Below are 24249 nucleotides of genomic sequence, written 5' to 3' on the forward strand. Positions count from 1 at the left end.
ACTCCCGAGCCGGCCGCTCTCGCGGCTTGACTCAGAACATAGGGACACCCCCCCGCCTGACGCGACCGCCCCCAGCCCACGCGACTGCCCCCGCCTGACGGAACCACCCCCGCCCCACGCGACTGCCCCCGCCCCACGCGACTGCCCCCACCTGACGCGGGCGGGGCAGAGTTGGGGGAATCCAGCCCTCATTCCCCCACCTTTGCCCCGCTGACGCAGTGGACAGGTGCCGACAGGGGCTCCAGGGGACAGGTGCCGACAGGACGTCCAGTGGGCGGGAGCCGACCACGGGCTCGGTGCGGACGGCGGGACCCCACGCGCGGAAGCCGGCTCTCTCGCCCCACGAGACCCCGCCTCCGGGCCCACGAGACCCCCACCCCACGCGAGCGGGGCGGAGTTGGGGGTATCGGCCGTCCATTACCCCAACTCTGCCCCGCTCACGAATGGAGGGGAGGCGGCGGGACGGTCGCGGCTCAGCCCATGAAGATGCCGTTGCCGGGCCCGATCGGCAGGTCGAAGAAGAAGAAGATCGCCAGGATCGTGGTCCACACGATCCAGAACGGGATCACGAACGGCAGCATGCGGGCCATCAGCGTGCCCAGGCCGGCCTCGGGCTCGTACTTCCGCAGCATGCCCAGCAGCACGATCATGTACGGGTTCATCGGGGTGATGACCTGGGTGGCGGAGTCGCCCACGCGGAAGGCGGCCTGGGTGAAGGCGGGCTCGTAGCCGATCAGCGCGAACATCGGCACGAACACGGCGCCCATGATCGCCCACATGCCGGAGCCGGAGATGATGAACAGGTTCAGGACGCTGGCGAGCATGATGAAGCCGATGATGGCGCCGAAGCCGGTCAGGCCCGCGCCTTCGAGGGCGTCTGCGCCGGTCACGGCGATCCAGGTGCCGATGCCGGACCAGTTGAACAGAGAGATGAAGTTGCCCAGGATGAAGGCCAGCACGATGAACGGCAGCATCTCCTTGAGCGCGTCGGACATCATCTGCACCGCGTCGCGGGTGCTGCGCAGGGTGCCGACGATCGCGCCGTAGACGACGCCGACCACCATGAAGTACGCGACCACGATGAACACGATCGAGTCCAGCAGCGGGGACTCGGGCAGGAAGCCGCCCTCCTCGTTGCGCCAGGGGGAGGTCGGGACCAGCGCCGCGGCCAGGATCACGGCGGTGAGCACCGCGGCGGCGAGCACCGCGAACAGCAGTCCCTTGTTCTCCTTCGGGCTGAGAGCCGCGCGCATCTGCTCGGCGCTCTCGGCGGAGTCCTCGGCGCCCTCGACGGCGATCTCGTCCACGGGCACGTTCTGACGCCGCAGGCGGGGCTCGATGAGCCGGTCGATGATGAAGCCGGCCACGAAGCCCAGGATGATCGACGAGACGATGTTGAACCACCAGTTCGACACCGGGTTCACGGAGCTGAACTCGTAGCCGGGCAGCGCGTCCATCACCGAGGTGGTGATGCCGGCGAACAGGGCGTCGAGCGAGGTGGGGAAGATGTTGGTGGAGTAGCCGGCGCCGGCTGCGGCGAAGCCGCCCAGCAGACCGGCGACGGGATGGCGCCCGGCGGCCTTGAACACCAGGGCGGCCAGCGGCGGCACCACCACGAAGGCGGAGTCGGCCATGATCGAGGAGATCACGCCCACGAAGCCCACCACGTAGGGGAGCATCCAGGCCGGCGAGGAGCCGAACAGCTTGCGGATCCCGGCCGCGAGCAGCCCGGAGTGCTGGGCGATGCCGATCGCCAGCAGGATCGGCATGACCGTCACCAGCGGCGGGAACCCGATGTAGTTCACGCCGAGGTTGGTGGTCAGCCAGGCCATGCCCTCACCGGTGAACAGGCCCTTGATCACGGTGGGCTCGTCGGAGCCGGGGACGGAGACGACCACGCCGCTCCACTCCATCCCGGTCGAGACCACACCGGTGATCAGGAACAGGACGATGAACAGCATGAACGGCTCGGGCAGCTTGTTGCCCGCCCATTCGACCCAGTTCAGGGCCCTGTCCGTGAGGCCGGTCTTGGCAGGCTCGGTGGTCGCTGAGCTCATGGGGACTCCAGGGGGCGAAGGTGTCGGTCAGGAAAAGGGGCGGGGCCACGGAGAGGGCCGGGGAAGGGGCCGGGGGCGAGGACGGGGTCGGCGAACGGTGCGGGGCCGGGTGAGAGCCGGATACGGGCCGTGCCGCCCGGCGAGAGGTCCGAGGGCGCCGACCCGGCTGGTCAGTCGAAGAACCCGGGGACGTCGATCGCGCCGCCGGAGGCCTCGAACTCCTCGCCGACCGCGGTCGCGAGGGCCGGGTCGTGGAGGGTGTCCAGGACGGTCGCGGCGAGACCGTAGGCCCCGTCGGACGCGGCGGACTTCGCGTCCTCCGAGACGGCCCACTGCGCGAACTCGCGGGTGTGGAGGGCCACCTCGGGCGGGGCGATGCGGATCACCGGGTGGATGCCGGGCACACGGTAGCTGACGTTCCCGAAGTCGGTGGAGGCCGCGAGGGAGGGCGAGACGACGCCGTGGGGCAGCGGGTCGCGGCCCCGTCGGCGCTGCGACGCGACCCAGCGGCCGGTGAGCGCCTCATTGGTGCGCACCGGCAGCGACGGGGGGTGCTCGTCCCAGCGGACGGTGACGCCCACGCCGGCCATCAGCGCGGCGCCGCGGGCGACGTCCTCGACCCGCAGCGAGAGGTCCTTGAGGGTCTCGGGCCGCTGGGAGCGGACGTACAGGTCCAGCCGCGCGTGGTCGGGGACCACGCTCGCCCGGTCCCCGCCCTCGCGGATCACCGCGTGGATGCGGTCGGTGGACGGGGTCTGCTGGCGCATCAGGCCGACGCCCTGGTACATGAGGCTCGCCGCGTCCAGCGCGTTGCGGCCCATGAAGGGCTGGGCGGAGGCGTGGGCGGTGTGGCCGTGGAACTCGACGGTGAGGGTGCGCCGCCCGAGCCAGGTCTGGTCGGCGAGGTCATAGCCGTAGGGGTGCACCATCACCGCGGCGTCGAGGCCCTCGAACGCGCCCTCGCGGGCCATGTACTCCTTGCCGGTGTGGCCCTCCTCGGCGGGGGTCCCGAGGAACACGACCCGCCCGGGCACGGCCGACGGGTCCGCCTCGGCGAGCGCGGCGAGCGCGAGGAAGGCCCCCAGCCCCATCACGGCGATGACGTTGTGGCCGCAGCCGTGGCCGACGACGGGCAGGGAGTCGTACTCGGCGAGGATCGCGAGGGCGGGGGCACCCTCCGCCCCGCCGTCGGTGCCAGCGTCGGCGCTGGACTCCCCGTCGGCGCCGACACTGGAGTCGGCACTGGAGTCGGCGCTGGCACCGGAGCCGCCGATCTCGGCGCGGATCGCGGTGTCCAGGCCGTGGACTCCCACCTGGGCCTCGATGCCATGGGCGGCGAGGACGTCGGCGATCGCGCGGGCGGAGCGGTGCTCCTCGAAGGCGACCTCAGGGTGCTCGGCGAGGTCGAGCATCAGCTCGATCATCTCGGGGGCGTCCGCGGCCACCAGCTCCTCGAGCCGGTCGTGGAGGGCGGGAGCGGCGCCGTCGAAGGAGGAGCCGGGGTGGGAGGAGGTCCGCATCGCCGCCTCGCGCTCCTCGTCGAGCTGGCGGAGGTAGGCGGTGGAGACCTCGGAATGCTGCGCGTCGGAGCGCGGGGGCTGCTGGGAAGACATGCAGGGAAGGATAGGCGGGAGTCCCGGAGGCGCTCCACCGGGCCCGTGTCGTCACCCGATCGTGAGGTCCCTCGCCCTCGGGACCCGCCCGGTGGTCCTCGCGGGCCACCGTCCCCGGGGGAGGGCGTAGCCTCGTCCCCGCCCCCGCACGTGCCCCGGGGCCACGCGCCCGGGGTCCTCCGATCCCCGGGCACCGTCCCCGCATTCGTCCGGGCGTTCGTCCGGGCGCCGCCCCCGCGGACCCCGGCACCTGCCACCCTCTCCCTCTCGTGAGAAGAATCCCCATGTCACAGCTCAGCGATCTGGTCGATCCCTCGGCCGTCCTCCTCGACGCCGCCGCGCAGGACTGGCGCGAGGCGATCCGGCGCTCCGGGGACCTGCTGGTCTCCACCGGCGCCACCACGCCCGCCTACACCGACGCGATGATCCGCACCGTCGAGGAGCACGGCCCCTACATCGTCATCGCGCCGGGCTTCGCGCTCGCGCACTCCCGGCCCGACGACTCCGTGCTGCGCACGGCGCTGTCCTTCGTGCGCCTGGCCGAACCGATCGCCTTCGGGAACGAGGCCAACGACCCGGTCACCCTGGTCATGGCCCTGGCCGCCGCGGACAGCTCCGCGCACCAGGCGGCGCTCGCCGCGCTCGCCGGGGTGCTCGCCGACCCCGACGGCCGCCGCGCCCTGGACACCGCGGCGACCCCGCAGCAGGTGCTCGCCGCGCTCGGGGCCGACGACGCGACGCCCGGCACCGCAGCCACGGGAGCCGCTGCCGGCTCCGCGACCCCCGAGGACACCCCGGCCTCCGACGACTCCACCGACCCCGACGCCGTGCCCTCCAAGAACCTGATCCTCACCGTCTGCGGGAACGGCCTGGGCACCAGCCTGTTCCTCAAGAACACCGCCGAGCAGGTCCTGGACCGCTGGGGCTGGTCGCCGTACCTCGACATCCAGGCCACCGACACGATCTCCGCCAAGGGCCGTGCCAAGGACGCCGACGTCATCCTCACCTCCGGCGCCATCGCCGACACCCTGGGCGAGGTGGGCGTGCGCGTCGAGGTGATCGAGAACTTCACCTCCCAGGCCGAGATCGACGCCGTCCTGCGGCGCGTCTACGCCGTCTGACCTGACCCTCGACGTCCACCGCCCCGGGATGCCGGACCGCGCCCTCCCGCACCGCGCCCGCTCACACCGCACCTCCCCGCACCACGCCTGCTCACACCACGTCTCCCCACACCACGGAGCAAGACCATGAACGTGCTCGTCACGATCGCCCAGTTCCTCGTCAACGAGATCCTCAGCGTCCCCGCCTATCTCATCGGCATCATCACCGCGATCGGCCTGATCGCGCTGCGCAAGTCCGTCGGCCAGGTGGCCGGCGGCTCGCTCAAGGCCGTCCTCGGCTTCCTGCTCATCGGCGCCGGCGCGACCCTCGTCAGCGCCTCCCTCACCCCGCTGGGCGTCATGATCCAGGGCGCCCTCGGAGCCCAGGGCGTCGTCCCCACCAACGAGGCCATCGCCGGCATCGCCCAGGAGGAGTTCGGCGCCCAGGTGGCGTGGCTGATGATCCTCGGCTTCGTCGTCGCGATCCTGCTGGCCCGTTTCTCGCCGCTGCGCTACGTCTTCCTCACGGGCCATCACCTGCTGTTCATGGCCACTCTGATCACGGTGGTGATGGCCTCGGCAGGCATGCCCACCGTGGTCGTGGTGGTGCTCGGCGCGGTGCTGCTGGGCATCCTCATGGTCTCCCTGCCCGCTCTCGCCCAGCCCTGGACCCGCCGCATCTCGGGCGACGACTCGATCGCGATCGGGCACTTCGGCACCGCGGGCTACATCGCCGCCGGCGCCGTCGGCCGCCTCGTGGACCCCAGGGGCCGCAGCCGCTCCACCGAGGACCTCAAGGTCCCCGAATCCCTGCGGTTCCTGCGCGACTCGATGGTCGCCACCGCCCTGTCGATGGTGCTGATGTACCTCGTGGTCGCCGTCGTGTACCTGCTGCGGGCCGGGGAGGCGACCGCCTTCGAGGCGTTCGAGGACGGTGCGAGCGACGTCGGCAACTACCTCATGCAGTCCGTGACCCAGGGCCTCCAGTTCGGCATCGCCGTGGCCGTGATCCTCTTCGGCGTGCGCACGATCCTCGGCGAGCTGGTGCCCGCCTTCCAGGGCATCGCCGCCAAGGTCGTCCCCGGCGCGATCCCCGCTCTCGACGCGCCGATCGTCTTCCCGTACGCGCAGAACGCCGTGCTCATCGGCTTCCTCTCGAGCTTCGCGGGCGGTCTCGTGGGCCTGCTGGTGCTCGGCGTGTGGCTCGGGCCGGTGCTGGGCCTGGCGCTGATCCTGCCCGGGCTCGTGCCGCACTTCTTCACCGGCGGTGCGGCGGGCGTCTACGGCAATGCCACCGGCGGCCGCCGCGGCGCCGTCGCCGGCGGCTTCGTCAACGGCCTGCTGGTCACCTTCCTGCCGGCGCTGCTGCTGAAGGTGCTGGGCTCCTTCGGCTCGGCGAACACCACCTTCGGGGACACGGACTTCGGCTGGTTCGGCATCCTCATCGGCTACTCGGCCCGCACCGGGGTGCTGCCCGGCATCGCCCTGCTGATCGTCGTCGGCGCCCTGATCCTGGGCGGCGCGATCCTCATGCAGCGCCGCGTGGTCGACGCCGGCTGGGATCCCGCGCCGGCGCGCGCCGCGGTCGGGGCCACCACCGGGGCCACGGCCGCAGATGCCGCCGGGGGCGGGACAGGGCCCGGGAGCGGAGCGCCCGACGGAGCATCTGCCGGCACACCGGCCGACGGCACCTCCGCCGCGTCCCGGGCCGCCGGCGACCCCGACCGCCGCCCGCGGGTCGCGCCGCCCGTCGGCGCGCCGACTCCCCCGCCCCCGCCCGGCGACTGAGCGCTCGCGCCGGCGGCGGATGGACCGACCTGCCCCGCCGCTGACCAGCCGCCCCGGGGCGCACTGGCGGAACGCCCTCTGACCGCGGGCGCCGAGCGAGTATCATCCCTGCACGATGTGCGGCCGCTCACCCCGTCGGCCGTCCCCTCCCCGGGCTCCGCACGGGCGTGTGACCCGCGGACCGTGCACCGCACCGGGCGTGCCCCAGCCCTACCCTCAGCCCTGCACCACCCAGCCGCCACTCGTCGGCGCATCCCCTCGGAGGCGACACCTTGAGCGCACCATCCTCCTCCCCTGCCGCAACGGGGGCGAAAGCGGACCGCGGAGCCTTCTCGGGCCGCACGGCCTTCATCTTCGCGGCCATCGGCTCCGCAGTCGGCCTCGGCAACATCTGGCGCTTCCCCGCCGTGGCCTACGAGAACGGCGGCGGCGCCTTCATCCTGCCGTACCTGGTCGCCCTGCTGACCGCCGGCATCCCGCTGCTGTTCCTGGACTACGCGATCGGGCACCGCTGGCGCGGCTCCGCCCCCGCGGCGTGGCGCCGGTTCCGTCGGTGGACCGAGTTCATCGGCTGGTGGCAGGTGCTGATCGCCCTGATCATCGCCCTGTACTACGCGCTGATCCTGGCCTGGGCCACGAACTACACGATCTTCTCGTTCGACCAGCGCTGGGGTGACGACGCGGCCGGGTTCTTCGGCGAGTACACCCAGGCTCTCGGCGGTCAGGACGCCACCATCTCCTTCGACGTGGTCCCCGCCGTGCTGATCTCCCTGATCGCCGTCTGGGCGGCGATCATCGTGGTGATGGCGCTCGGCGTGCAGAGGGGAATCGCCGCCAGCTCGGTCATCTTCATCCCGCTGCTGGTGATCATGTTCGTGATCCTGGTGGTGCGCTCGCTGTTCCTGCCCGGCGCGATCGACGGCCTCGACGCCTTCTTCAAGCCGCACTGGGGCGCGCTGCTGGACCCGGGCGTGTGGATCGCCGCCTACGGCCAGATCTTCTTCTCGCTCTCGGTGGCGTTCGGCATCATGCTCACCTACGCCTCCTACCTGAAGAAGAAGACCGACCTCACCGGCTCCGGCCTGGTGGTGGGCTTCGCGAACTCGGGCTTCGAGATCCTCTGCGGCATCGGCGTGTTCTCGGCCCTCGGCTTCATGGCGCAGGCGCAGGGCGTCGCGATCGACGAGGTGGTCACCGCCGGGGTGGGCCTCGCGTTCATCGCCTTCCCGACCATCATCAGCGAGGCGCCCGCCGGGGCTCTGATCGGCGTGCTGTTCTTCGGCTCGCTGGTGCTGGCGGGCTTCACCTCGCTCGTCTCCATCGTCGAGGTCATCATCGCCGCGATCCAGGACAAGTTCGGCCTCGCCCGCATCCCCTCGACGCTGTGGGTCTGCATCCCCCTCGCCGTGGTCTCCACCGCGCTGTTCTCCACCACCATGGGACTTCCCCTGCTGGACGTGATGGACAAGTGGGTCAACGAGTACGGCATCGTCGCCGCGGCGGCGGTGTCGACGATCATCGTCACCTATGTGCTGCGGGGCCTGCCCACCCTCCGCGACCATCTCAATCACCGCGGCTCCTTCAAGATCGGGCTGGTGTGGTTCGCGTGCGTGGGCGTGATCGCCCCGGTGGTGCTCGGCGTCTCGCTCACCCTCAGCACCCTCGAGCTGCTGCGGGCAGAGGGCACCTACGAGGACTACCCCGGCTGGTTCGTGCTCGTCTTCGGCTGGCTGATGGCGATCGGCCTGGTGGTGGTCGCGATCGGACTGTCCCTGATCCCGTGGCCGGCCGGTTCGAACATGCACAAGAACGACTCCGACGGCGACCCGATCGCCCCGGAGGTCGAGGCCGGTCTGGGCCTCGTCCCCAGCCCCGAGGCCTCCACCCCGCACGAGCTGCGGTCATGACGCCTCCGCTCTCACCCCCGACCCTGCTCGTCAAGGAGTGACCATGTCCTTCTCCGCCATCGCCATGATGGTCATCGCGATCGTCACCGTCTGGGGCGGCCTCGTCGCCGCCATCATCAACATCGCCCGCCACCCCGAGGCCTCGGACGACTGACCCGCCCGACCCTCCCGCACGGGTGACCGGCGCCGGACGGGACGGAGCCTGCCGGCCCCGTGGCGATGGCTGCGGGGGCGGCGCCGCGGCGCACCGGATCCCTCGCGGAGGCGGAACGGCTCGGTCCGCGCGCGCCGCCGAGGTGCTCGGCCCCGGCACGACAGCCGTGCGCCGAGGCGGCCGCGCTCGAGGACGCCGGATCGCCGGGATGCGCTATCCTCCCCTCATGCATCTGCGCATCGACTATCCGCACGGCTCTGAGGCGAGCCATGCCGTCGTGCGCCCGCAGCTGTCGTGATGCAGCCGCACTGACACTGCCGCGCTGCCCCACCGGCAGTGACTTACCGGCAGCGACGCAGCACCGCTCCCCCAGAGCCCCCGGCGAGGACCACCAGGTCCTCGCCTTTTCCGTATCCACGGCGAGGGGACCGGCAGCTCCTCTCGCCCCACCGAGAGGACTCCCATGGTCACCCCGACGAACGGCCCGCACGCCACCTCGAGGGCCACACCCGCCACCCCGAACGCCACGCCCGCCACGCCCGCCACGCACGCCACCTCGGATGCCACGCCCGCCACCCCGAAGGCGACGCCCGAGGAGGTCCTGTCCGTGCTCGAGCGCACGACGGACCAGATCATCGGCCGCGAGGACCTGCTGGACCGGCTGCGGGAGGACCGTCCGCTGCGCATCAAGTTCGGCGTCGATCTGACCGCCCCCGACCTCCACCTGGGCCATGCCGTGAACCTGTGGATGATGCGCGCCCTGCAGGACCTCGGGCACACCGTGATCTTCCTGCTCGGCGACACGACCAGCCGCATCGGAGATCCCACCGGCCGCAGCACCGTGCGCCCCGTGCTCACCGAGGAGCAGATCCGGGACAACGCCGACTCGTTCCTCGCGCAGGTCACCCGCGTGCTGCGCGATGACCCCGAGCTGCTGCGGATCCGCCGCAACTCCGAGTGGTTCGACGGGATGGGCGTGCCCGGGCTGCTGAAGGAGCTCAGTCTGGTCACCCACGCCCACCTGATCTCCCGCGACATGTTCCGCGCCCGGATCGCCGCGGGCAGCGAGATCGCGATGCACGAGCTGATCTACCCGGTGCTGCAGGGCTTCGACAGCGTCGCCCTGGAGTCGGACCTGACGATCGTGGGCACCGATCAGCTGTTCAACGAGGCGATGGGCAGGGAGATGCAGGTCAAGCACGGGCAGCGACCGCAGACGGTCATCACCTCGACGGTCACCCCCGGGCTGGACGGCGGGTCCAAGCAGTCGAAGTCCCTGGGCAATTACGTCGGGCTGTGCGCTCCGGCACCGGAGAAGTTCGGACGGCTGATGACCCTGCGCGACGAGCTCATCGGGACCTGGGCGCGCGTGTACACGGACCTGCCGCTCGGGCAGGTGGACGAGCTGGGGCGCCGAGCGGCCGTCGGGGGTGCGGAGGCCCGCGATGCGAAGCTCGAACTCGCCGAGGCGGTGGTGCGCCGGCACGACGGCGAGGACGCCGCCCGACGCAGTCGCGAGGAGTTCGTGCGGGTGTTCTCGGCCGGTCGGATGCCGCAGGAGATGACGCCGCTCCCGCTCGCCGCGGCATCGCTCAGCGCTCTGGAGCTGGTCACCTCCGCACGCCCGGACCTCTCCCGCAGCGAGGCCCGGCGCCTCCTGCGGGGCGGTGGGGTGGAGCTCGACGGCCGACGGCTCACCGATCCCGACCTCTCCGTGGACCCCGCCACCGGCCAGGTGCTGCGCGCCGGGCGTCGTCGGTGGTTCCGGGTCAGGTCAACGTGAGCATGGGGCCCGGGTACGCAGGGCCGAGCCCGAGTGCGACCTGCGCCCGAGTGTGACCTGCGCCCGGTGAGTTCGCGCCGACCTGGGCGGTCAGGTACGCTGTCCACTGCTCTTGTTGAGCGCTGGAGGATTCGCCTAGCGGCCTATGGCGCACGCCTGGAACGCGTGTTGGGTTAACGCCCTCAGGGGTTCAAATCCCCTATCCTCCGCCACAGGAAACGCCCCTGATCTGCAGTCATGCAGGTCAGGGGCGTTCTGCACCGCCCGCTGCGCGACCCCTCGCCGACGCCCGGGGAGCCACGCCCGCAGGGACCAGGCCCGCACGCGGCGAGGAGCACACGGCGGAGAACACGCGGCGGATCGCAGGTTCCGGACCGGCCCCGCACTCGTGACCGCATCGGAATCTCCTCCCTCCTCGAGCGATCGGTGCACGTCAGGCCGTCGGGGACGCGCTCGGCCGGTGCCGGTGCGGACGGCGCGGACCCTTCGACCCCGCTCTCCCCCTCCCTCCGTGCTGCCTGCGCGGATATCCTTCCCGGAGCAATGGTGGGTGACGACGAGGGGGACAGGGATGTCGAGCTCAGGGTGGGGCGGTCCCGGCAACGGGCAGCAGGGGGAGCCGTGGCAGGACGGCAGCCCGCACAACGGCACGCCGCAGAACGGGAATCCCCCGGGCGGGCAGCCGCAGGGAGCACCGGGCGGGGATCCGTCGATCGGCCAGCCCCAGAACGGCCAGTTCCAGGGCGGTCAGTTCCAGAACGGCCAGCCCCAGAACGGACAGTTCCAGAACGGCCAGCCCCAGAACGGACAGTTCCCGGGCAACCAGGTCCAGGGCGGTCACCCGAACCCGGGCTACGGCAGCCCCGCCGGACCGGGCCCGCAGGGCGCTCCGCAGGGACCGGGCTACGGCGGTCCGCACGGCGCGGGCGCTCCGGGTGGAGCACAGGGGCCCGCCTTCGGGAGTCCGCAGGGCCCCGGATTCGGCGGCCCGCACAGCCCCGGCGGTCCGCAGGGCCCCGGAGGTCCGCAGGGCCCCGGAGGCTACGCCCAGCAGCCGAAGCCGAAGCGCCCCTGGGCACTGATCGCAGTCGCCCTCAGCTGCGTGTTCGCCCTCGTGCTCGTGATCGGCGGCGGGATCACGTATCTGGTGCTCAGCCAGGGCGATGAGGACCCGCCGGTCGCCACGGACACCCCCTCGCCGACGGATCCGGAGACCGAGCCCACGACGGATCCGGAGTCGGAGACGCCGAGCGAGGAGGAGCCCACCACCCCCTCCGAGTCGGAGAGCTCCGGCTTCACGGTCATCTCCCCGATCGATGAGCCGCCCGGCGATGCCGACGACATGTGGGCCGTCCTCGAGGACAACCCGCTCACCGAGGGGTCGCTGCCGGGGGTGGCCACCTGCGAGCTGCCGGAGACCCCGGTGGATCCCAGCGCCGACGAGCTGCAGGCCGTGCTCGACGCCGCCGGCGGCTGCCTGAACCGGGTGTGGTCCACGGCGAGCTCGGACCGCGATCTTCCCTGGTCGAGCCCGAGCGTCGTCGTGTACGAGCACCCGGACGTCCCCTCCAGCGCCACCTGCGATGCGGAGTCCTTCGAACCGGACTTCCCGCGGATGTGCAACCTCGACGGCACGATCTACTGGCCCGAGGGCTATGGGACGGCCCTCGACTTCACCGACCCGGCGAACGCCCCGGGTGCCTACCTGTGGGACCTCGCCTTCATCTACATGAACACGGTGACGTGGAACAGCTCCGTGGCCTTCTACTACGGGCACATGCGCGACCTGCTCGACGAGGACGGCGACACGGAGCGCTTCGAGGAGTCCTGGCGACGCTACAGCCTGCAGATGCAGTGCCTGGCGTCGGCCGCCTCGATGCAGGTGCCGACCGACGCCGAGCCCAGCCCGGCGATGCGCGAGGCGCTGACCGATCCGTCGGCCTGGACCGAGGGGGAGCCGCCGTACGACATCAGCCCCGAAGCCCGCACCCGATGGCTCGAGGCGGGCTTCGAATCCGGCGGCGACCTGTCCGCGTGCAACACCTGGACGGTCGACGCCGACCAGGTGACCTGACCGCCTCGACCGGCACGGGCGGGGACCGCCCCCGCGAGGCCGGTCCGGTCCTACCCTGGCTCCATGGCCGGAACGCCCCACCGCCCCTCCTCCGCCCTCTACACCGCCCGCGTGGACAACCACGGCGGCACCTCGGGAGAGGTGCGCGTGCACGACGGGCCGACCGCCTCGCCCCTGCCCACCGGCGGCCCCTTCGCCACCGACGACGGGTACAACCCCGAGCAGTTCCTCGCCATGGCCTGGAGCACCTGCCTCGGCGAGACCCTCGCGGTGGTGCTCGCCGAGCACGGGCGGGACGACCTCGGCCAGGTGAGCGTCGAGGTCGAGCTGCACCGCGATCCCGCGGGCGGCTACCGCTTCGTGCCCCGCGCCCTGGTGAGCATCGAGGCGATGTCCGAGGAGGAGGCCCGGCCCCTGATCGAGGCCGCTCATGCCCGCTGCCCCGTCTCGAAGCTGCTCGAGGGGCAGGGCGGCGCCTCCGTGACGCACCGCATAACGCACTGACCAGCTCGCTGAGTAGGCTTGCCTCACCCCGCCCGTCGGACGATGCGCCCACCGCGCGCCCGTCGGCCCACCCCTCCCCTCCGAGAGCCGATGATCGAGTTCCGCAGCGTCTCCAAGACCTTCGTCCAGGGCCGCTCCTCGGTGACCGCGCTGGACGGCATCGACCTGACCGTCGCGGAGAACGAGATGTTCGGCGTCGTGGGCGAGAGCGGCTCCGGGAAGTCGACCCTGCTGCGCCTGATCAACCGCCTCGAGGCCCCCACCGCCGGGACCGTGCTGGTGGACGGCGAGGACCAGGGCGCCCTGTCGTCCCGGCAGCAGCGCCGGCGCCGGCAGCGCATCGGCATGGTCTTCCAGCAGTTCAACCTGCTCGCCAACTCGACCGTGCTCCAGAACGTCACGCTGCCGCTGCGTCTGCAGGGCGCTCGCGGCCGGGACACGGCCCTGCAGATGCTCGAGTTCGTGAGGATGGCCGGCCACCAGGGCACCCATCCCGCCCGTCTCTCGGGCGGGGAGAAGCAGCGGGTCGCGATCGCGCGGGCCCTCGTGACCCGGCCGCGGATCCTGCTGTGCGACGAGCCGACCTCGGCCCTGGACTCCGGGCACACCGAGGAGGTCATGGCCGTCCTGCAGGACGTCCGACGCGAGTTCAGCACCACGATCGTGCTGGTCAGCCACGAGCTCGACGTCGTCAAGGCTTCCTGCGACCGCGCCGCGGTGCTCGAGGGCGGGCGCCTCGCCGCGCTCACCGACGTCACTCCCCCGCCGCCGCGCGAGCGCACGGGCACCTACGCCGAGCGCGCCGCGGAGCACCTGTCATGACCGGGCACACCGCATGAACGGGCACACCGCATGAACGACCTGCTGGAGCGCCTGTCCGAGTACCGCGCCGAGATCCTCACCTCGGTCCTCGAGACCGGGTACATGATCGGCAACTCGCTGTTGGCAGCGGTGCTCGTCGGCCTCCCCCTGGGGACGATGCTCTACCTCGCCCGACCCGGCGGGCCCTATGAGCGGCGCTGGCTGCACGCCGCGCTGAACGCCTACGTCAACGTGGTGCGCTCGGTGCCCTTCCTGCTGTTCGTGGTGGCGCTCATCCCGTTCACGCGCTGGCTGGTGGGGACCTCCTTCGGCACCACGGCCGCCTCCGTGCCGCTCGCCTTCGTGGCCGCGGCGCTCTACGCGCGCTTCTCCGAGCAGACGCTGCTGGACGTGCCCGAGACCACGATCGAGCTCGCCCGCTCCCTCGGCGCGAGCCCTCTCCAGCTCGTCACCCGCTTCCTCTACTCCGAGGCGCGCTCCGGGCTGGTGCTGAGCCTGACCACGGTGACGATCTCGATGGTCAGCTACTCCACGATCATGGGCGTGGTCGGGGGCGGCGGCGTGGGCGACTTCGCGATCCGGTACGGCTATCAGACCTACGAGTACGACCTCATGTACACCACGATCCTGCTGATGATCGTGGTCGTGATGCTCATCCAGGGGGCGGGGACCCTCCTCGCCCGCACCCTCGACAAACGCGCGCGCTGACCCTCCGCCTCCACGTCACCGACCAGGAACGAGACACACCATGACCCCGTCCACCCTCCCCTCCGCCCACCACCCGAGCCGCCGCGCCGTCGGCCTGGGGGCCCTGGCCGGCACCGCCGTGCTGGGCCTGGCCGCCTGCGGCGTGGGCGGCGGGTCCGACGAGAGCGCCGACGCCGACGAGGACAGGACCATCACGGTCGCCTCCCACCTCCCGCCGATGACGGACGTGGTGACCACCGCCGCGGAGGTCGCCGCCGAGGAGGGGTACACGATCGAGCTGGTGCAGGTCAGCGACAACGTGCAGTACAACCGGCTGCTGGCCGACGGCGAGGTCGACGCGAACTTCGCCCAGCACGAGCCGTTCATGACCACGTTCAACGAGGAGAACGGCACCGACCTCGTGAAGCTCGAGTCGATCTACGACGCGAAGGTGGGCTACTACTCCAAGGAGCACGCCGGCGCCGACGAGATCCCCGAGGGCGCGAAGGTCGCGATCCCGAACGACGTCTCCAACGAGGGCCGGGCCCTCGCGATCCTCCACGAGCACGGGCTGCTCACCCTGCCCGAGGACGCGGGCTTCGAGGGGCGCATCGGCGACATCGTCGAGAACCCCCTGGACCTCGAGTTCGTGCAGGTGGACCTGTTGAACCTGGCCGCCGCCTACGACGAGGACGGCATCGCGCTGGTCTACAACTACCCCACCTATATCTCGAAGGTGGGGCTCACCCCGGCCGACGCCCTGCTGCTCGAGGAGACCGTGGACCAGCGCTTCGCGATCTCGCTGGTCGCCCGCGAGGAGGACCAGGACTCGGAGAAGATCCAGGTGCTGCGCCGCGCGATGACCAGCGATGCGGTGCGCAGCTTCCTCGAGGAGGAGCACAGCGACACGCTGATCCCCTCGTTCTGAGCCGCGGCACCCGGCGCCCGCCCGCGCCCGCGCACATGTGCGCTGCCGGCGCGGGCGAGGCGGGCGGGCGACCCCGTCGCGAGGCGGGACGGCGCGGGACGGATCGCCTCAGCGCCACGGTCACCCCAGCGTCGCGGGACGCTCCCAGCCCTCGCCGCGCACGTGCTCGTCGAGGAAGCCGAGGAAGGTCTCGTACCAGACCTGCGCGTTCCCCCGCCCCTGGATCCAGTGCCCCTCGTCGGGGAAGTACAGGTAGCGGTGCCGGGTGCGGCCCTCGTCGTCGCGCGGCGTGGCCGAGAACTCGTGCAGGTCGTACCAGAGCGCGTGGCCCTGGGCGATCGGCACCCGGTAGTCGCGGTCCCCGTGGATCACGAGCATCGGCGCCACGATGTCGCGCGCGAAGTCCTTGGGGTTGTACCGCGAGTTCTGCTCCCGCATGGGCCGCTCCCAGGCGGCGTTGTCGGTGGTGTGCCCCATCGACTCGGTGTCCCACAGCGAGGCATGGGTGACGATGCAGCGGAAGCGGTCACCGGTGTGCCCGGCCACCCAGTTGGCCATGTAGCCGCCGTAGGAGCCGCCGGCGAAGGCGGTCCGCTCGGCGTCGATGTCCTCACGGCCGACGGTCGCGTCGGTGAGGGCCATGATGTCGGTGTACGGCGCGCCGCCCAGCTCGTGCTGGCCGCGGTCGATCATCGACTGCCCGTAGCCCGTGGAGATCGCGGGGTCGGGCAGCAGCACGGCGTAGCCGGCCGCGACGAAGGGGCCGGGGTTCCAGCGGTAGGTCCAGGCGTTCCAGGACCCCCACGGACCGCCGTGGGCGAAGACCACCAGCGGGTGCGGCCCCTCCCCGTCGGGCAGGCGCAGCCAGGCGCGCAGGTCGGTGCCGTCCTCGGCGGTGGCGGTGACCTCGGTGAGGGTGCCCGTCTGCGCGACGGCGTCCGCGGGGTTCGGCAGCTGCTCGACCACGCCGGTGGCGGGGTCGATGGACACCGGATGCGGGGCGAGGGCGATCCCGGAGGCGACGGCGATGATCGCGCCGCCCGCGACGGAGGCGCCGGAGAAGGCGAGCTCCTGGTCGGGGCCGCCGGCGAGGCGGTCGGGGGCGGCGGCGTCCACGGGTCCGGCCCACACGGAGCCGCGGCCCTGGTCGTCGCTCGTGGCGACCAGGGTGCTGTCGTCGAGCCACACCGGATCGACCCAGTGGTCGAGCTCGGGCCACACCTCGGTGGAGGCGCCGGTGGCGAGGTCCAGCAGCTCCACCCCGACGGACAGGGTGGCCTCCTGGGTCCAGTGGCGGCCCCGGCCGATCAGCGCACGGGTGCCGTCCGCGCTGAACTCGCCCGGGGAGTAGGAGATCTCGGCGCTGCCCTCGCGCAGCAGGCGCGGCGGCTGGTCGCCGACGAGGTCGAGGAGGTAGAGGTTCTCCGCGGTGAGCAGCTCTCCGCGCGAGTCGGCCATCGCGACCAGGGCACGGGTGCCCTCGCGGTCCACGGTCCAGGACTCCAGGCGCCCGGGAGGCATCGCGATGTGGCGCACGTGCAGGAGCTGCGTGGGCGGCGTGTCGTCCTCGTCGCCCGCACCGTCGCTGGCGCCGTCGGCCGCGCCCGGAGCGGCGGCGGGCTCGGCCCAGGCGAGGTCGTCGGGCAGCGCGGCGATGGCGAGCACGGGACGGGTCGGGCCCAGGTCGTGGTCCCAGAAGCGGGTGGGGAATCCGGCGTGCAGCGCGGCGGTGACCTTGGCCTTCTTGCGCTCCTTGGAGAGCGTGACGTGCTCGGCCTCGTCGGACGCCTGGGAGTGGACCTCGATCTCGGTGATCAGGTGCCGGCCGGCGACGGTCAGTCCGCCGAAGCCACCGGGACGGGAGGCGAGCTCGCGCGCCTCGCCGCGCACGGGAAGGGCCCAGAGCTGGGCGTCGTCGGCCTCCTCGCCGTCCTCGCCCACGCGCTGGGCGGTGAAGTAGGTGGTGCCGTCCTCGGCCGCGGCGACGGCGCCGACGGAGGCGCTGCCGCGGGTGAGCGGGATCAGGCGATCGCCCTCGATCTCGAGCAGGCTGCTGCGGTAGGAGGTGCCCTTCGCGTCCGGTGAGGACACCTTCGCGAGGACCCTGCCCCCGTCCGTGGTCTCCAGTCCGGCGAGCCGGGTCGCGTCCAACAGGGCTTCGATGCTCTCGCGTGTCATGGGACACCATCCTGCCACTGATCGCACCTGCCCCCGGCCCCAGGGAGCTCGGACGCTCTCCGGGCAGGTCCTCGTCGCGACCGGAGGCGGCGCCAGGAGCGGCCCCGACCGACGCCCGGGCAGACCGCCCATCCGCGGCATTGCGCGCATTCCGGGCAGGTCAGGCAGCTCTGAAAGATGGGTGAAAGCGCGACCTCCCACCATCTCCGGTTCGTGAACAGACCCGGAGGGAACTTCTCTATGCACCGTGCGACCGCACCACCGATCGAGGCCTCGCCCGCAGGCATCACCGCGGACGGCATCGTCCATGCGCTGGGCCGGCTCGGCGCCGGCGCGCTCGATCTGGCCGGGCACATGGGCCCCTACGCCCCGATCGCCGTCGCCGGGACCGTCGTATGGCTGATCTGGCTGATCCGTGCGGTGCTGTCCTGGACGACGCCCGCGATCGAGAGCGACTTCCGGACCACCACCTCGGTGATCGTGCCGTCCTACCACGAGGACGTCGACATCCTGATGGACTGCCTGAGCACCTGGAGACAGCAGGACCCCACCGAGATCATCATCGTGCTCGACGTCGCGGACACCGAGGCGCATGCACGCATCACCGCCCTCGGGGACTCCCGCATCCATCCGGTGCTCTTCGACCACGTCGGCAAGCGCAGCGCGCTGGGCGTCGGGATCCGTGCCGCGACGGGCGAGGTCCTGGTCCTGGTGGACTCGGACACGCGATGGACCCCGGGGCTGCTGGAGAACGTCCAGAAGCCGTTCGTCGACCCCGACGTGGGAGGCGTGAGCACGCAGCAGAACGTGTACCAGCGCACCACGAGCCTGTGGCGCCGGATCGCGGACTGGCTGGTCGACCTGCGCTATCACGACTACGTGCCCGCCCAGGGCCGGTTCGGCGCGGTGGCCTGCCTGTCGGGCCGCACCGCGGCGTACCGGGCGAGCGCGGTCAAGCCCGTCGTCACCGACATGGAGGACGAGTTCTTCCTCGGCCGGCGCTGCATCGCCGGCGACGACGGCCGACTCACCTGGCTGGTGCTGGCCTCCGGCTACCGCACGGTGCATCAGCGCTCGGCCAAGGCGCTGTCGATGTTCCCCTCCACGTTCACGGCCTTCGTCAAGCAGCGGGTGCGCTGGAGCCGGAACTCCTACCGCTGCTACCTCACCGCGGCGTTCAAGGGATGGCTGTGGCGCGTCCCCATGATCACGAAGATCACCGTGCTGCAGATCCTGCTGACCCCGGTCACGATGGGCATGACCATCGCCTACCTGCTGTTCAGCCGCGTGGACCTCACGCAGGTCGGCATCGTCGCCCCTCTGCTGTGGCTGATCCTGACCCGCGGCGTCCGCGGCATCTCCCATCTTCGCCGGCACCCGCAGGAGATCCTCCTCCTCCCCGTGGTCGTCCTGGTGGTCATCTTCATCGCGCTGCCGATCAAGGTCTTCGCCCTGGTGACCATGAACAAGCAGGGCTGGCTGACGCGGAGCGCGAACGCGTTCGGCGGCGACGGCCAGACCTCCGGGACGCTCGAGGCGGCCGATGCGCCCGCCGCGCCCCTCCGACCCGCCGCGCCTGCGCCTGCAACTGCACCTGCACCTGCACCTGCACCTGCACCTGCACCTGCACCGAGGGTGTCCATCGAGACCGCCCCACCTGACGAGGACGTCGAGCCGGCCCTCGCCGCGAGCGGCCGACGGACCGAGAACATCGAGCGCGCCGAGCACATCGAGCACATCGAGCACGCGGAGCACGACGGTCACGCGGAGCATCGCTCCCCGGCGCGGGTCGAGGTGGCGTCATGACCGCCGCGCGACCGAGAGCCCTGCTGAGCTCGATGTCCCTGCTGAGGTCGGTGTCCCTGCTGATCATCACGTCCGTGCTGGCCTCCGCGGCCCTGCTGCCCGGGGCGCGGCCGGCTCTCGCGGAGGGGTCCGACGGCCCGCCCGTCGCCTCCGGGGACGGCGTCGAGTACCCCGGGGACCCGGCCCGTGAGTCCGCCGAGGCCCGCGCCGAGGAACGACGGCTCACGGACGTCGCCACGATGGTGGACTCCACGCGGTGGGCGTTCCCCACGGGCGCCGCGCCCCTGACGCTGCCCTCGGGTGACAGCTCGACCGTCGTCCTGCTCGCCCGTGAGGCGCCCTACACCCTCGAGGAGCTCGCCGACCTGGTGCCCGAGGCCGTCGAGCGCGAGGCCGACGGCGCCTATCTGATCTCCTCGCACCTCGTCGTCGACCGCGGCGCGACCCTGCGCATCCATGACGACAGCGGGCTGGTCGTCCGTCTGGAGAGCACCTCCGAGAGCTTCGCCTCGATCGTCTCCCTCGGCGGCGTGCTGGACATCGCCGGCGCAGAGGAGGAGCCGGTGGAGATCTCGGGCTGGGACAGCTCCCGTCGCACGGCGGACGACGACACCTCCGACGGCCGTGCCTACATCCGCGCCCTGGCAGGGTCCGTCGACGCCCGTGACGTCGACCTCCGGAGCCTCGGCTTCTGGTCCGGGCCGACCGGCGGCCTCGCCCTGACCGGCTCCGACTCGCCCAGGATCGAGACCGCCTCCGGCGAGGTGATCGCCGACCCCGAGGAAGCGAGCGCCGTCGAGCCCGATCCGAGCTCCCCTGTCCTGCTCCCGGACCCCGACGAGGAGAAGGAGGACCGCACGGTCTCCGCCTCGCTCGAGCGCGTCTCCGCACGCGGTGCCGCGATCGGGGTGTTCGCCGCGAACACCGCGCAGCTGCGGATCAGCGACTCGGACTTCTCCCACAATCTGCTGGACGGGGTGGTGCTGCACCGCTTCGTCACCGCGGCGCAGCTGACGGAGGTCACTGCGCATTCCAACGGCGGGGACGGGATCCGTGCGGGGCGCGGGACCACCGACGTGTCGATCGACGGCGCGGAGGTCTCCGGCAATCGCGGGAACGGCATCACCCTCGACGGCGCGGCCCTGGCGGACGGCCCCGGCGCCACCGGCATCGCGACGGGCGTCTTCGGCGGGCATGCCGTCACCGGCAGCTCCGTCGCGGGCAACGGCCGCTACGGGATCCAGGTGACCGGCGGGGCGGGGATGGTGCTGCGCGACAACTCCGTCTCCCGCCACACCAGCGGCATCGTCGTCAACGGCACCGCCTCCGAGACGGAGGTCTCCGGCAACCGCGTGCGCTTCAGCACGCAGCACGGCATCAGCCTCCGTGACGACGTCACCGACGCCCTGATCCGCGGGAACACGGTCAGCGGCGCGGACACGGCGATCTACACGCGCGGCTCGTCGGGGGAGATCGCCGGGAACACCATCTCCCGCACCACCAATCACGGCATCACCGTCATCGACCAGTCGGACACGACGACGGTCTCCCGCAACTCGATCGCGGGATCCGGCCCCGCCGCCATCGACTCCTCCCGCTCCGGGACCAGCGTGGTGCTGATCGCGAACTCCGCCGCGCAGTGGGAGGTCACCAAGCCGCTGCCGGTGATCCTCCAGCGCATCTTCCAGCCCCTGACGGTGCTCTGGCTGACCATCGCCGTCCTCCTGGCGGCCACCGCCGGCGCGACCGTGCGGCGCGGCCCCGGCCGTGGGCCGAGGACCCACCCGTACGCGGACCACACCCCGCTCCTGCAGCTCAGCGCCGGGGTGGTCCCGGAAACGTACAGCGCGGCGCGGCCCGGGCCGGCCCCGTCCCCCGCCGCGCACGGGAGGCGCCGACGCCCCGGGGCGGCCGCCGGCCCCGTCGGCCCCGTCGACACCCCGGACACCCCGGACACCCCGGAATCCGCCGACACCGCACGCACCGCAACCCGAGGAGGGCTGCACCCATGACCACGCACACAGCACACGGCCCGCGGCGCATCGTCGCCCTGCTCGCGATCCTCGGCGCCCTGGTCCTCGCGGCGATGATCGGGGGCGGGCTGCTCGGCGGGCCCTCGCAGGATCCCGCCCCCACCGCCGAGAGCGGCCCCTCGCACGGCGGCCGCTCCGACGACGGCGGGGAGGACCCCGGCCCCACCGGCTCCCCCGAGGACCCGGACCCGTCCCCTGCCGAGGGGCCCGGCGCGAGCGACTCCCCCGTCCCCAACAGCGTCGAGCGGACCGCCGAGTGCCCGGAGGCGACGACCACCGTCGAGGACGCCGGCACGCTGCGGACCGCGCTCGAGAGCGCCCGGCCCGGCGACGTCATCCGCCTCGCCCCGGGCACCTACGAGGGAGAGTTCACCGCCCGGACGGCGGGCACCGAGGACGCCCCCATCACGCTCTGCGGCGGTCAGGACGCCGTCCTGGACGGCGGGGATCCCGACGGGGGATACACGCTCCACCTCGACGGGGCGTCGCACTGGCACGTCCTCGGCTTCCGTGTCACCGGCGGGCAGAAGGGCGTGATGGTCGACGACACCGAGCACTCGGTGATCGAGGGCCTCACCGTCTCCGACATCGGCGACGAGGCGATCCATCTGCGCACGCACAGCTCGCACAACATCGTCGTGGGCAACCACGTCTCCGGCACGGGGCTGCGGGAGCCGAAGTTCGGCGAGGGCATCTACATCGGCTCGGCCGAGAGCAACTGGGAGGACCTCACCGACGGCGAGCCCGACACGTCCGACGAGAACCTCATCGAGGACAACCGCATCGAGGGCGTCACCGCCGAGGCCGTCGACATCAAGGAAGGCACCACCGGCGGCATCCTCCGCAACAACTCCTTCGACGGCTCGGCGATCACCGGGGACGGCCACGCCGATTCCTGGGTCGACGTGAAGGGGAACGACTGGATCATCGAGGGGAACACCGGCACGGCGTCCCCGGCCGACGGGTTCCAGACCCACGAGATCCTCGACGGCTGGGGCACCGGCAACGTCTTCCGCCACAACACGGCCGACCTGGCCGACATGACCGACGACGGCCACGGGTTCTCCCTCACCCCGGAGCTCGAGAACGTCGTCGAGTGCAGCAACGAGGTCTCCGGCACCGACCAGGAGCTCGCCAACACCCCCTGCGTCGAGGACGCGAGCACCCCATGAACGACGCAGCTGCCCCTGAACGACGCACGCACCGCACGAACGACGCAGCTACCGCGATGAACGACGCAGTTGCCGCGATGAACACCGAACGGACGAAGGAGAACCCAGTGCACACTGACGACACCCCTGCAGGCCCCCTGCCCCGGATCACCGTGATCGGCACCGGATACCTCGGCGCGACCCACGCGGTCTGCATGGCCCACCTGGGCTTCGAGGTCCTCGGGGTCGACGTGGACGCCGCGAAGATCGAGGCGCTCGTCGACGGCCGGCTGCCGTTCCACGAGCCGGGCCTGTCCGAGGCCCTCGAGGCGGCCCTGTCGTCCGGACGGCTGCGCTTCACCACCGACTTCGCACAGGCCGCGGAGTTCGGCGACGTCCACTTCCTCTGCGTCGGCACCCCGCAGCAGGAGGGATCCGAGGCGGCGGATCTGCGGTTCGTCGACGGGGCCGCCGCCGAGCTGGCGGCCCGGATCACCCGCCCCGCCCTCATCGTCGGCAAGTCCACCGTCCCGGTGGGCACCGCCGCGCGGCTGCGCGGGCTCGTGCGCAGCCTCTCGCCCGCGGGGGAGGATCTCGACCTCGCCTGGAACCCCGAGTTCCTGCGCGAGGGGTTCGCCGTCCAGGACACGCTGCACCCGGACCGGCTCGTGATCGGCGTGGCCTCGTCACGGGCCGAGCGGATCCTGCGGCAGGTCTACCGCCCGCTCCTCGCGAAGGACATCCCCCTGATCGTGGCGGACCTGCCCACGTCCGAGCTGGTGAAGGTGGCGGCCAACTCGTTCCTGGCCACAAAGATCTCGTACATCAACGCCATGGCCGAGGTGTGCGAGACGGTCGATGCCGACGTCGGCGTCCTCGCCCGTGCCCTCTCGCTCGACGAGAGGATCGGCGGGCGGTTCCTCCGCCCGGGCCTGGGGTTCGGAGGCGGGTGCCTGCCCAAGGACATCCGCGCGTTCCAGCACCGCGCCCGGGAGATCGGGGCGGGGTCGGCCGTGCGCTTCCTGGAGGACATGGACGAGATCAACGCCCGGCGCCGCACGCGGACCGTCGAGATGGTGCGGGAGCTGGCCGGGGGCTCGCTGCTCGGCGTCCGGGTCGCCGCGCTCGGCGCCGCCTTCAAGCCGGACTCCGACGACGTGCGGGACTCGCCGGCCCTCGAGGTCGCCCACCGGATGCAGCGTGAGGGCGCCGAGGTGCGGGTCTACGATCCGGAGGCGGCGGAGAACGCCCAGCGGGTGCACCCGGATCTGCATCTCGTGCCCTCGCTCGGCGACGCGGTGCTGGGAGCGCACGTCACGGTGCTGCTCACGGAGTGGGACGAGTTCGTCGCCGCACCGCCGGAGCAGATCGGTCGCCTGGTCGCCGAGCGACGGATCCTCGACGCCCGGCAGGCCCTGGACGAGCGGCGCTACGCCGAGGCCGGGTGGGAGTTCCGGACCCTCGGCCGCCCCGTCGCCCCGGCGAGCATCGAGATCGCGGGCCGCCGCGCCGGGGGCGGGCCGACGGTCGACAGGGAGCGCGGCGATCGCGAGGTGTGGGCGGCCGCCGCGGCCTCCTCCGATCGGGAGGCCCAGCCGGCCCGGCTGTGATGCGGGTCCGGCTGTGATGCGGGTCCGGCTGTGATGCCGGTCCGGCTGTGATGC

Annotated in this window: 17 protein-coding genes and 1 tRNA gene; 15 read left to right on the forward strand and 3 right to left on the reverse strand. The window is 72.1% G+C overall.

Annotation, left to right across the window (positions count from 1 at the left end):
* Positions 1–473 precede the first annotated feature (473 nt).
* Both ACT3SP_RS14310 and ACT3SP_RS14315 read right to left on the reverse strand, forming a co-directional pair.
* Positions 474–2057 (reverse strand): AbgT family transporter, encoded by a 1584-nt coding sequence (locus tag ACT3SP_RS14310; protein WP_444587979.1) that lies wholly within the window; start codon positions 2055–2057, stop codon positions 474–476.
* 170 nt (positions 2058–2227) lie between these two features.
* Positions 2228–3670 carry an amidohydrolase gene (locus ACT3SP_RS14315; protein ID WP_444587980.1) on the reverse strand — a complete coding sequence of 481 codons (1443 nt, stop codon included), beginning with the start codon at positions 3668–3670 and terminating at the stop codon, positions 2228–2230.
* Positions 3671–3954: 284 nt separating this feature from the next.
* Here ACT3SP_RS14315 and ACT3SP_RS14320 point away from each other — a divergent pair, with 284 nt between their 5' ends.
* From ACT3SP_RS14320 to ACT3SP_RS14370, 11 genes are all read left to right on the forward strand, one after another.
* On the forward strand, positions 3955–4791 hold the full coding sequence (locus ACT3SP_RS14320; protein WP_444587981.1) for a PTS sugar transporter subunit IIA: 837 nt from the start codon (positions 3955–3957) through the stop codon (positions 4789–4791).
* Between the two features lie 126 nt (positions 4792–4917).
* Positions 4918–6558, forward strand: a complete 1641-nt coding sequence (locus ACT3SP_RS14325; protein WP_444587982.1) for a PTS ascorbate transporter subunit IIC — start codon at positions 4918–4920, stop codon at positions 6556–6558.
* 272 nt (positions 6559–6830) lie between these two features.
* Positions 6831–8465, forward strand: a complete 1635-nt coding sequence (locus ACT3SP_RS14330; RefSeq protein WP_444587983.1) for a sodium-dependent transporter — start codon at positions 6831–6833, stop codon at positions 8463–8465.
* Positions 8466–8508: 43 nt separating this feature from the next.
* Entirely contained in the window at positions 8509–8619 is a 111-nt protein-coding gene (locus ACT3SP_RS14335; protein WP_444587984.1) for a methionine/alanine import family NSS transporter small subunit, read from the forward strand.
* Positions 8620–9082: 463 nt separating this feature from the next.
* Positions 9083–10402 (forward strand): tyrosine--tRNA ligase, encoded by a 1320-nt coding sequence (tyrS, locus tag ACT3SP_RS14340; RefSeq protein ID WP_444587985.1) that lies wholly within the window; start codon positions 9083–9085, stop codon positions 10400–10402.
* Between the two features lie 124 nt (positions 10403–10526).
* Positions 10527–10614 (forward strand) — tRNA-Ser (locus ACT3SP_RS14345).
* 359 nt (positions 10615–10973) lie between these two features.
* Positions 10974–12476 (forward strand): hypothetical protein, encoded by a 1503-nt coding sequence (locus ACT3SP_RS14350; RefSeq protein ID WP_444587986.1) that lies wholly within the window; start codon positions 10974–10976, stop codon positions 12474–12476.
* A 63-nt stretch (positions 12477–12539) separates the two neighbouring features.
* The gene (locus ACT3SP_RS14355) at positions 12540–12980 is read left to right on the forward strand and encodes an OsmC family protein (protein ID WP_444587987.1); all 441 of its coding nucleotides are present in this window, start codon (positions 12540–12542) and stop codon (positions 12978–12980) included.
* A gap of 90 nt (positions 12981–13070) precedes the next feature.
* Positions 13071–13802: a methionine ABC transporter ATP-binding protein gene (locus ACT3SP_RS14360; RefSeq protein ID WP_444587988.1), complete on the forward strand. Its 732-nt coding sequence runs from the start codon at positions 13071–13073 to the stop codon at positions 13800–13802.
* 30 nt (positions 13803–13832) lie between these two features.
* Positions 13833–14510, forward strand: coding sequence for a methionine ABC transporter permease (locus tag ACT3SP_RS14365; RefSeq protein ID WP_444587989.1), 678 nt, complete (start codon positions 13833–13835; stop codon positions 14508–14510).
* Between the two features lie 40 nt (positions 14511–14550).
* The gene (locus ACT3SP_RS14370) at positions 14551–15417 is read left to right on the forward strand and encodes a MetQ/NlpA family ABC transporter substrate-binding protein (RefSeq protein WP_444587990.1); all 867 of its coding nucleotides are present in this window, start codon (positions 14551–14553) and stop codon (positions 15415–15417) included.
* 120 nt (positions 15418–15537) lie between these two features.
* Here ACT3SP_RS14370 and ACT3SP_RS14375 read toward each other — a convergent pair whose 3' ends face one another.
* Positions 15538–17595, reverse strand: coding sequence for an alpha/beta fold hydrolase (locus ACT3SP_RS14375; protein WP_444587991.1), 2058 nt, complete (start codon positions 17593–17595; stop codon positions 15538–15540).
* A gap of 240 nt (positions 17596–17835) precedes the next feature.
* Here ACT3SP_RS14375 and ACT3SP_RS14380 point away from each other — a divergent pair, with 240 nt between their 5' ends.
* The 4 genes from ACT3SP_RS14380 to ACT3SP_RS14395 all read left to right on the forward strand — a co-directional run bounded on the left by ACT3SP_RS14380 (position 17836) and on the right by ACT3SP_RS14395 (position 24195).
* Complete coding sequence (locus tag ACT3SP_RS14380; protein ID WP_444587992.1) at positions 17836–19401, forward strand: glycosyltransferase; 1566 nt, start codon at positions 17836–17838, stop codon at positions 19399–19401.
* Positions 19398–21413: a right-handed parallel beta-helix repeat-containing protein gene (locus tag ACT3SP_RS14385; protein WP_444587993.1), complete on the forward strand. Its 2016-nt coding sequence runs from the start codon at positions 19398–19400 to the stop codon at positions 21411–21413. The genes ACT3SP_RS14380 and ACT3SP_RS14385 overlap by 4 nt, the downstream gene beginning before the upstream one ends.
* Positions 21410–22606: a hypothetical protein gene (locus ACT3SP_RS14390; protein WP_444587994.1), complete on the forward strand. Its 1197-nt coding sequence runs from the start codon at positions 21410–21412 to the stop codon at positions 22604–22606. The genes ACT3SP_RS14385 and ACT3SP_RS14390 overlap by 4 nt, the downstream gene beginning before the upstream one ends.
* A 77-nt stretch (positions 22607–22683) precedes the next feature.
* Positions 22684–24195: a UDP-glucose dehydrogenase family protein gene (locus tag ACT3SP_RS14395; protein WP_444588062.1), complete on the forward strand. Its 1512-nt coding sequence runs from the start codon at positions 22684–22686 to the stop codon at positions 24193–24195.
* Positions 24196–24249: the final 54 nt, after the last annotated feature.

The organism is Brachybacterium sp. AOP43-C2-M15 (assembly GCF_052446295.1).
Lineage (GTDB): Bacteria > Actinomycetota > Actinomycetes > Actinomycetales > Dermabacteraceae > Brachybacterium.

Excerpts from the sequence above, each read along its gene's own strand:
- ACT3SP_RS14310 (WP_444587979.1), bottom strand. The coding sequence starts at position 2,057 with ATGAGCTCAGCGACCACCGAGCCTGCCAAGACCGGCCTCACGGACAGG.
- ACT3SP_RS14315 (WP_444587980.1), bottom strand. The coding sequence starts at position 3,670 with ATGTCTTCCCAGCAGCCCCCGCGCTCCGACGCGCAGCATTCCGAGGTC.
- ACT3SP_RS14320 (WP_444587981.1), top strand. The coding sequence starts at position 3,955 with ATGTCACAGCTCAGCGATCTGGTCGATCCCTCGGCCGTCCTCCTCGAC.
- ACT3SP_RS14325 (WP_444587982.1), top strand. The coding sequence starts at position 4,918 with ATGAACGTGCTCGTCACGATCGCCCAGTTCCTCGTCAACGAGATCCTC.
- ACT3SP_RS14335 (WP_444587984.1), top strand. The coding sequence starts at position 8,509 with ATGTCCTTCTCCGCCATCGCCATGATGGTCATCGCGATCGTCACCGTC.
- tyrS (WP_444587985.1), top strand. The coding sequence starts at position 9,083 with ATGGTCACCCCGACGAACGGCCCGCACGCCACCTCGAGGGCCACACCC.
- ACT3SP_RS14350 (WP_444587986.1), top strand. The coding sequence starts at position 10,974 with ATGTCGAGCTCAGGGTGGGGCGGTCCCGGCAACGGGCAGCAGGGGGAG.
- ACT3SP_RS14355 (WP_444587987.1), top strand. The coding sequence starts at position 12,540 with ATGGCCGGAACGCCCCACCGCCCCTCCTCCGCCCTCTACACCGCCCGC.
- ACT3SP_RS14360 (WP_444587988.1), top strand. The coding sequence starts at position 13,071 with ATGATCGAGTTCCGCAGCGTCTCCAAGACCTTCGTCCAGGGCCGCTCC.
- ACT3SP_RS14365 (WP_444587989.1), top strand. The coding sequence starts at position 13,833 with ATGAACGACCTGCTGGAGCGCCTGTCCGAGTACCGCGCCGAGATCCTC.
- ACT3SP_RS14370 (WP_444587990.1), top strand. The coding sequence starts at position 14,551 with ATGACCCCGTCCACCCTCCCCTCCGCCCACCACCCGAGCCGCCGCGCC.
- ACT3SP_RS14375 (WP_444587991.1), bottom strand. The coding sequence starts at position 17,595 with ATGACACGCGAGAGCATCGAAGCCCTGTTGGACGCGACCCGGCTCGCC.
- ACT3SP_RS14380 (WP_444587992.1), top strand. The coding sequence starts at position 17,836 with ATGCACCGTGCGACCGCACCACCGATCGAGGCCTCGCCCGCAGGCATC.
- ACT3SP_RS14385 (WP_444587993.1), top strand. The coding sequence starts at position 19,398 with ATGACCGCCGCGCGACCGAGAGCCCTGCTGAGCTCGATGTCCCTGCTG.
- ACT3SP_RS14390 (WP_444587994.1), top strand. The coding sequence starts at position 21,410 with ATGACCACGCACACAGCACACGGCCCGCGGCGCATCGTCGCCCTGCTC.
- ACT3SP_RS14395 (WP_444588062.1), top strand. The coding sequence starts at position 22,684 with ATGAACACCGAACGGACGAAGGAGAACCCAGTGCACACTGACGACACC.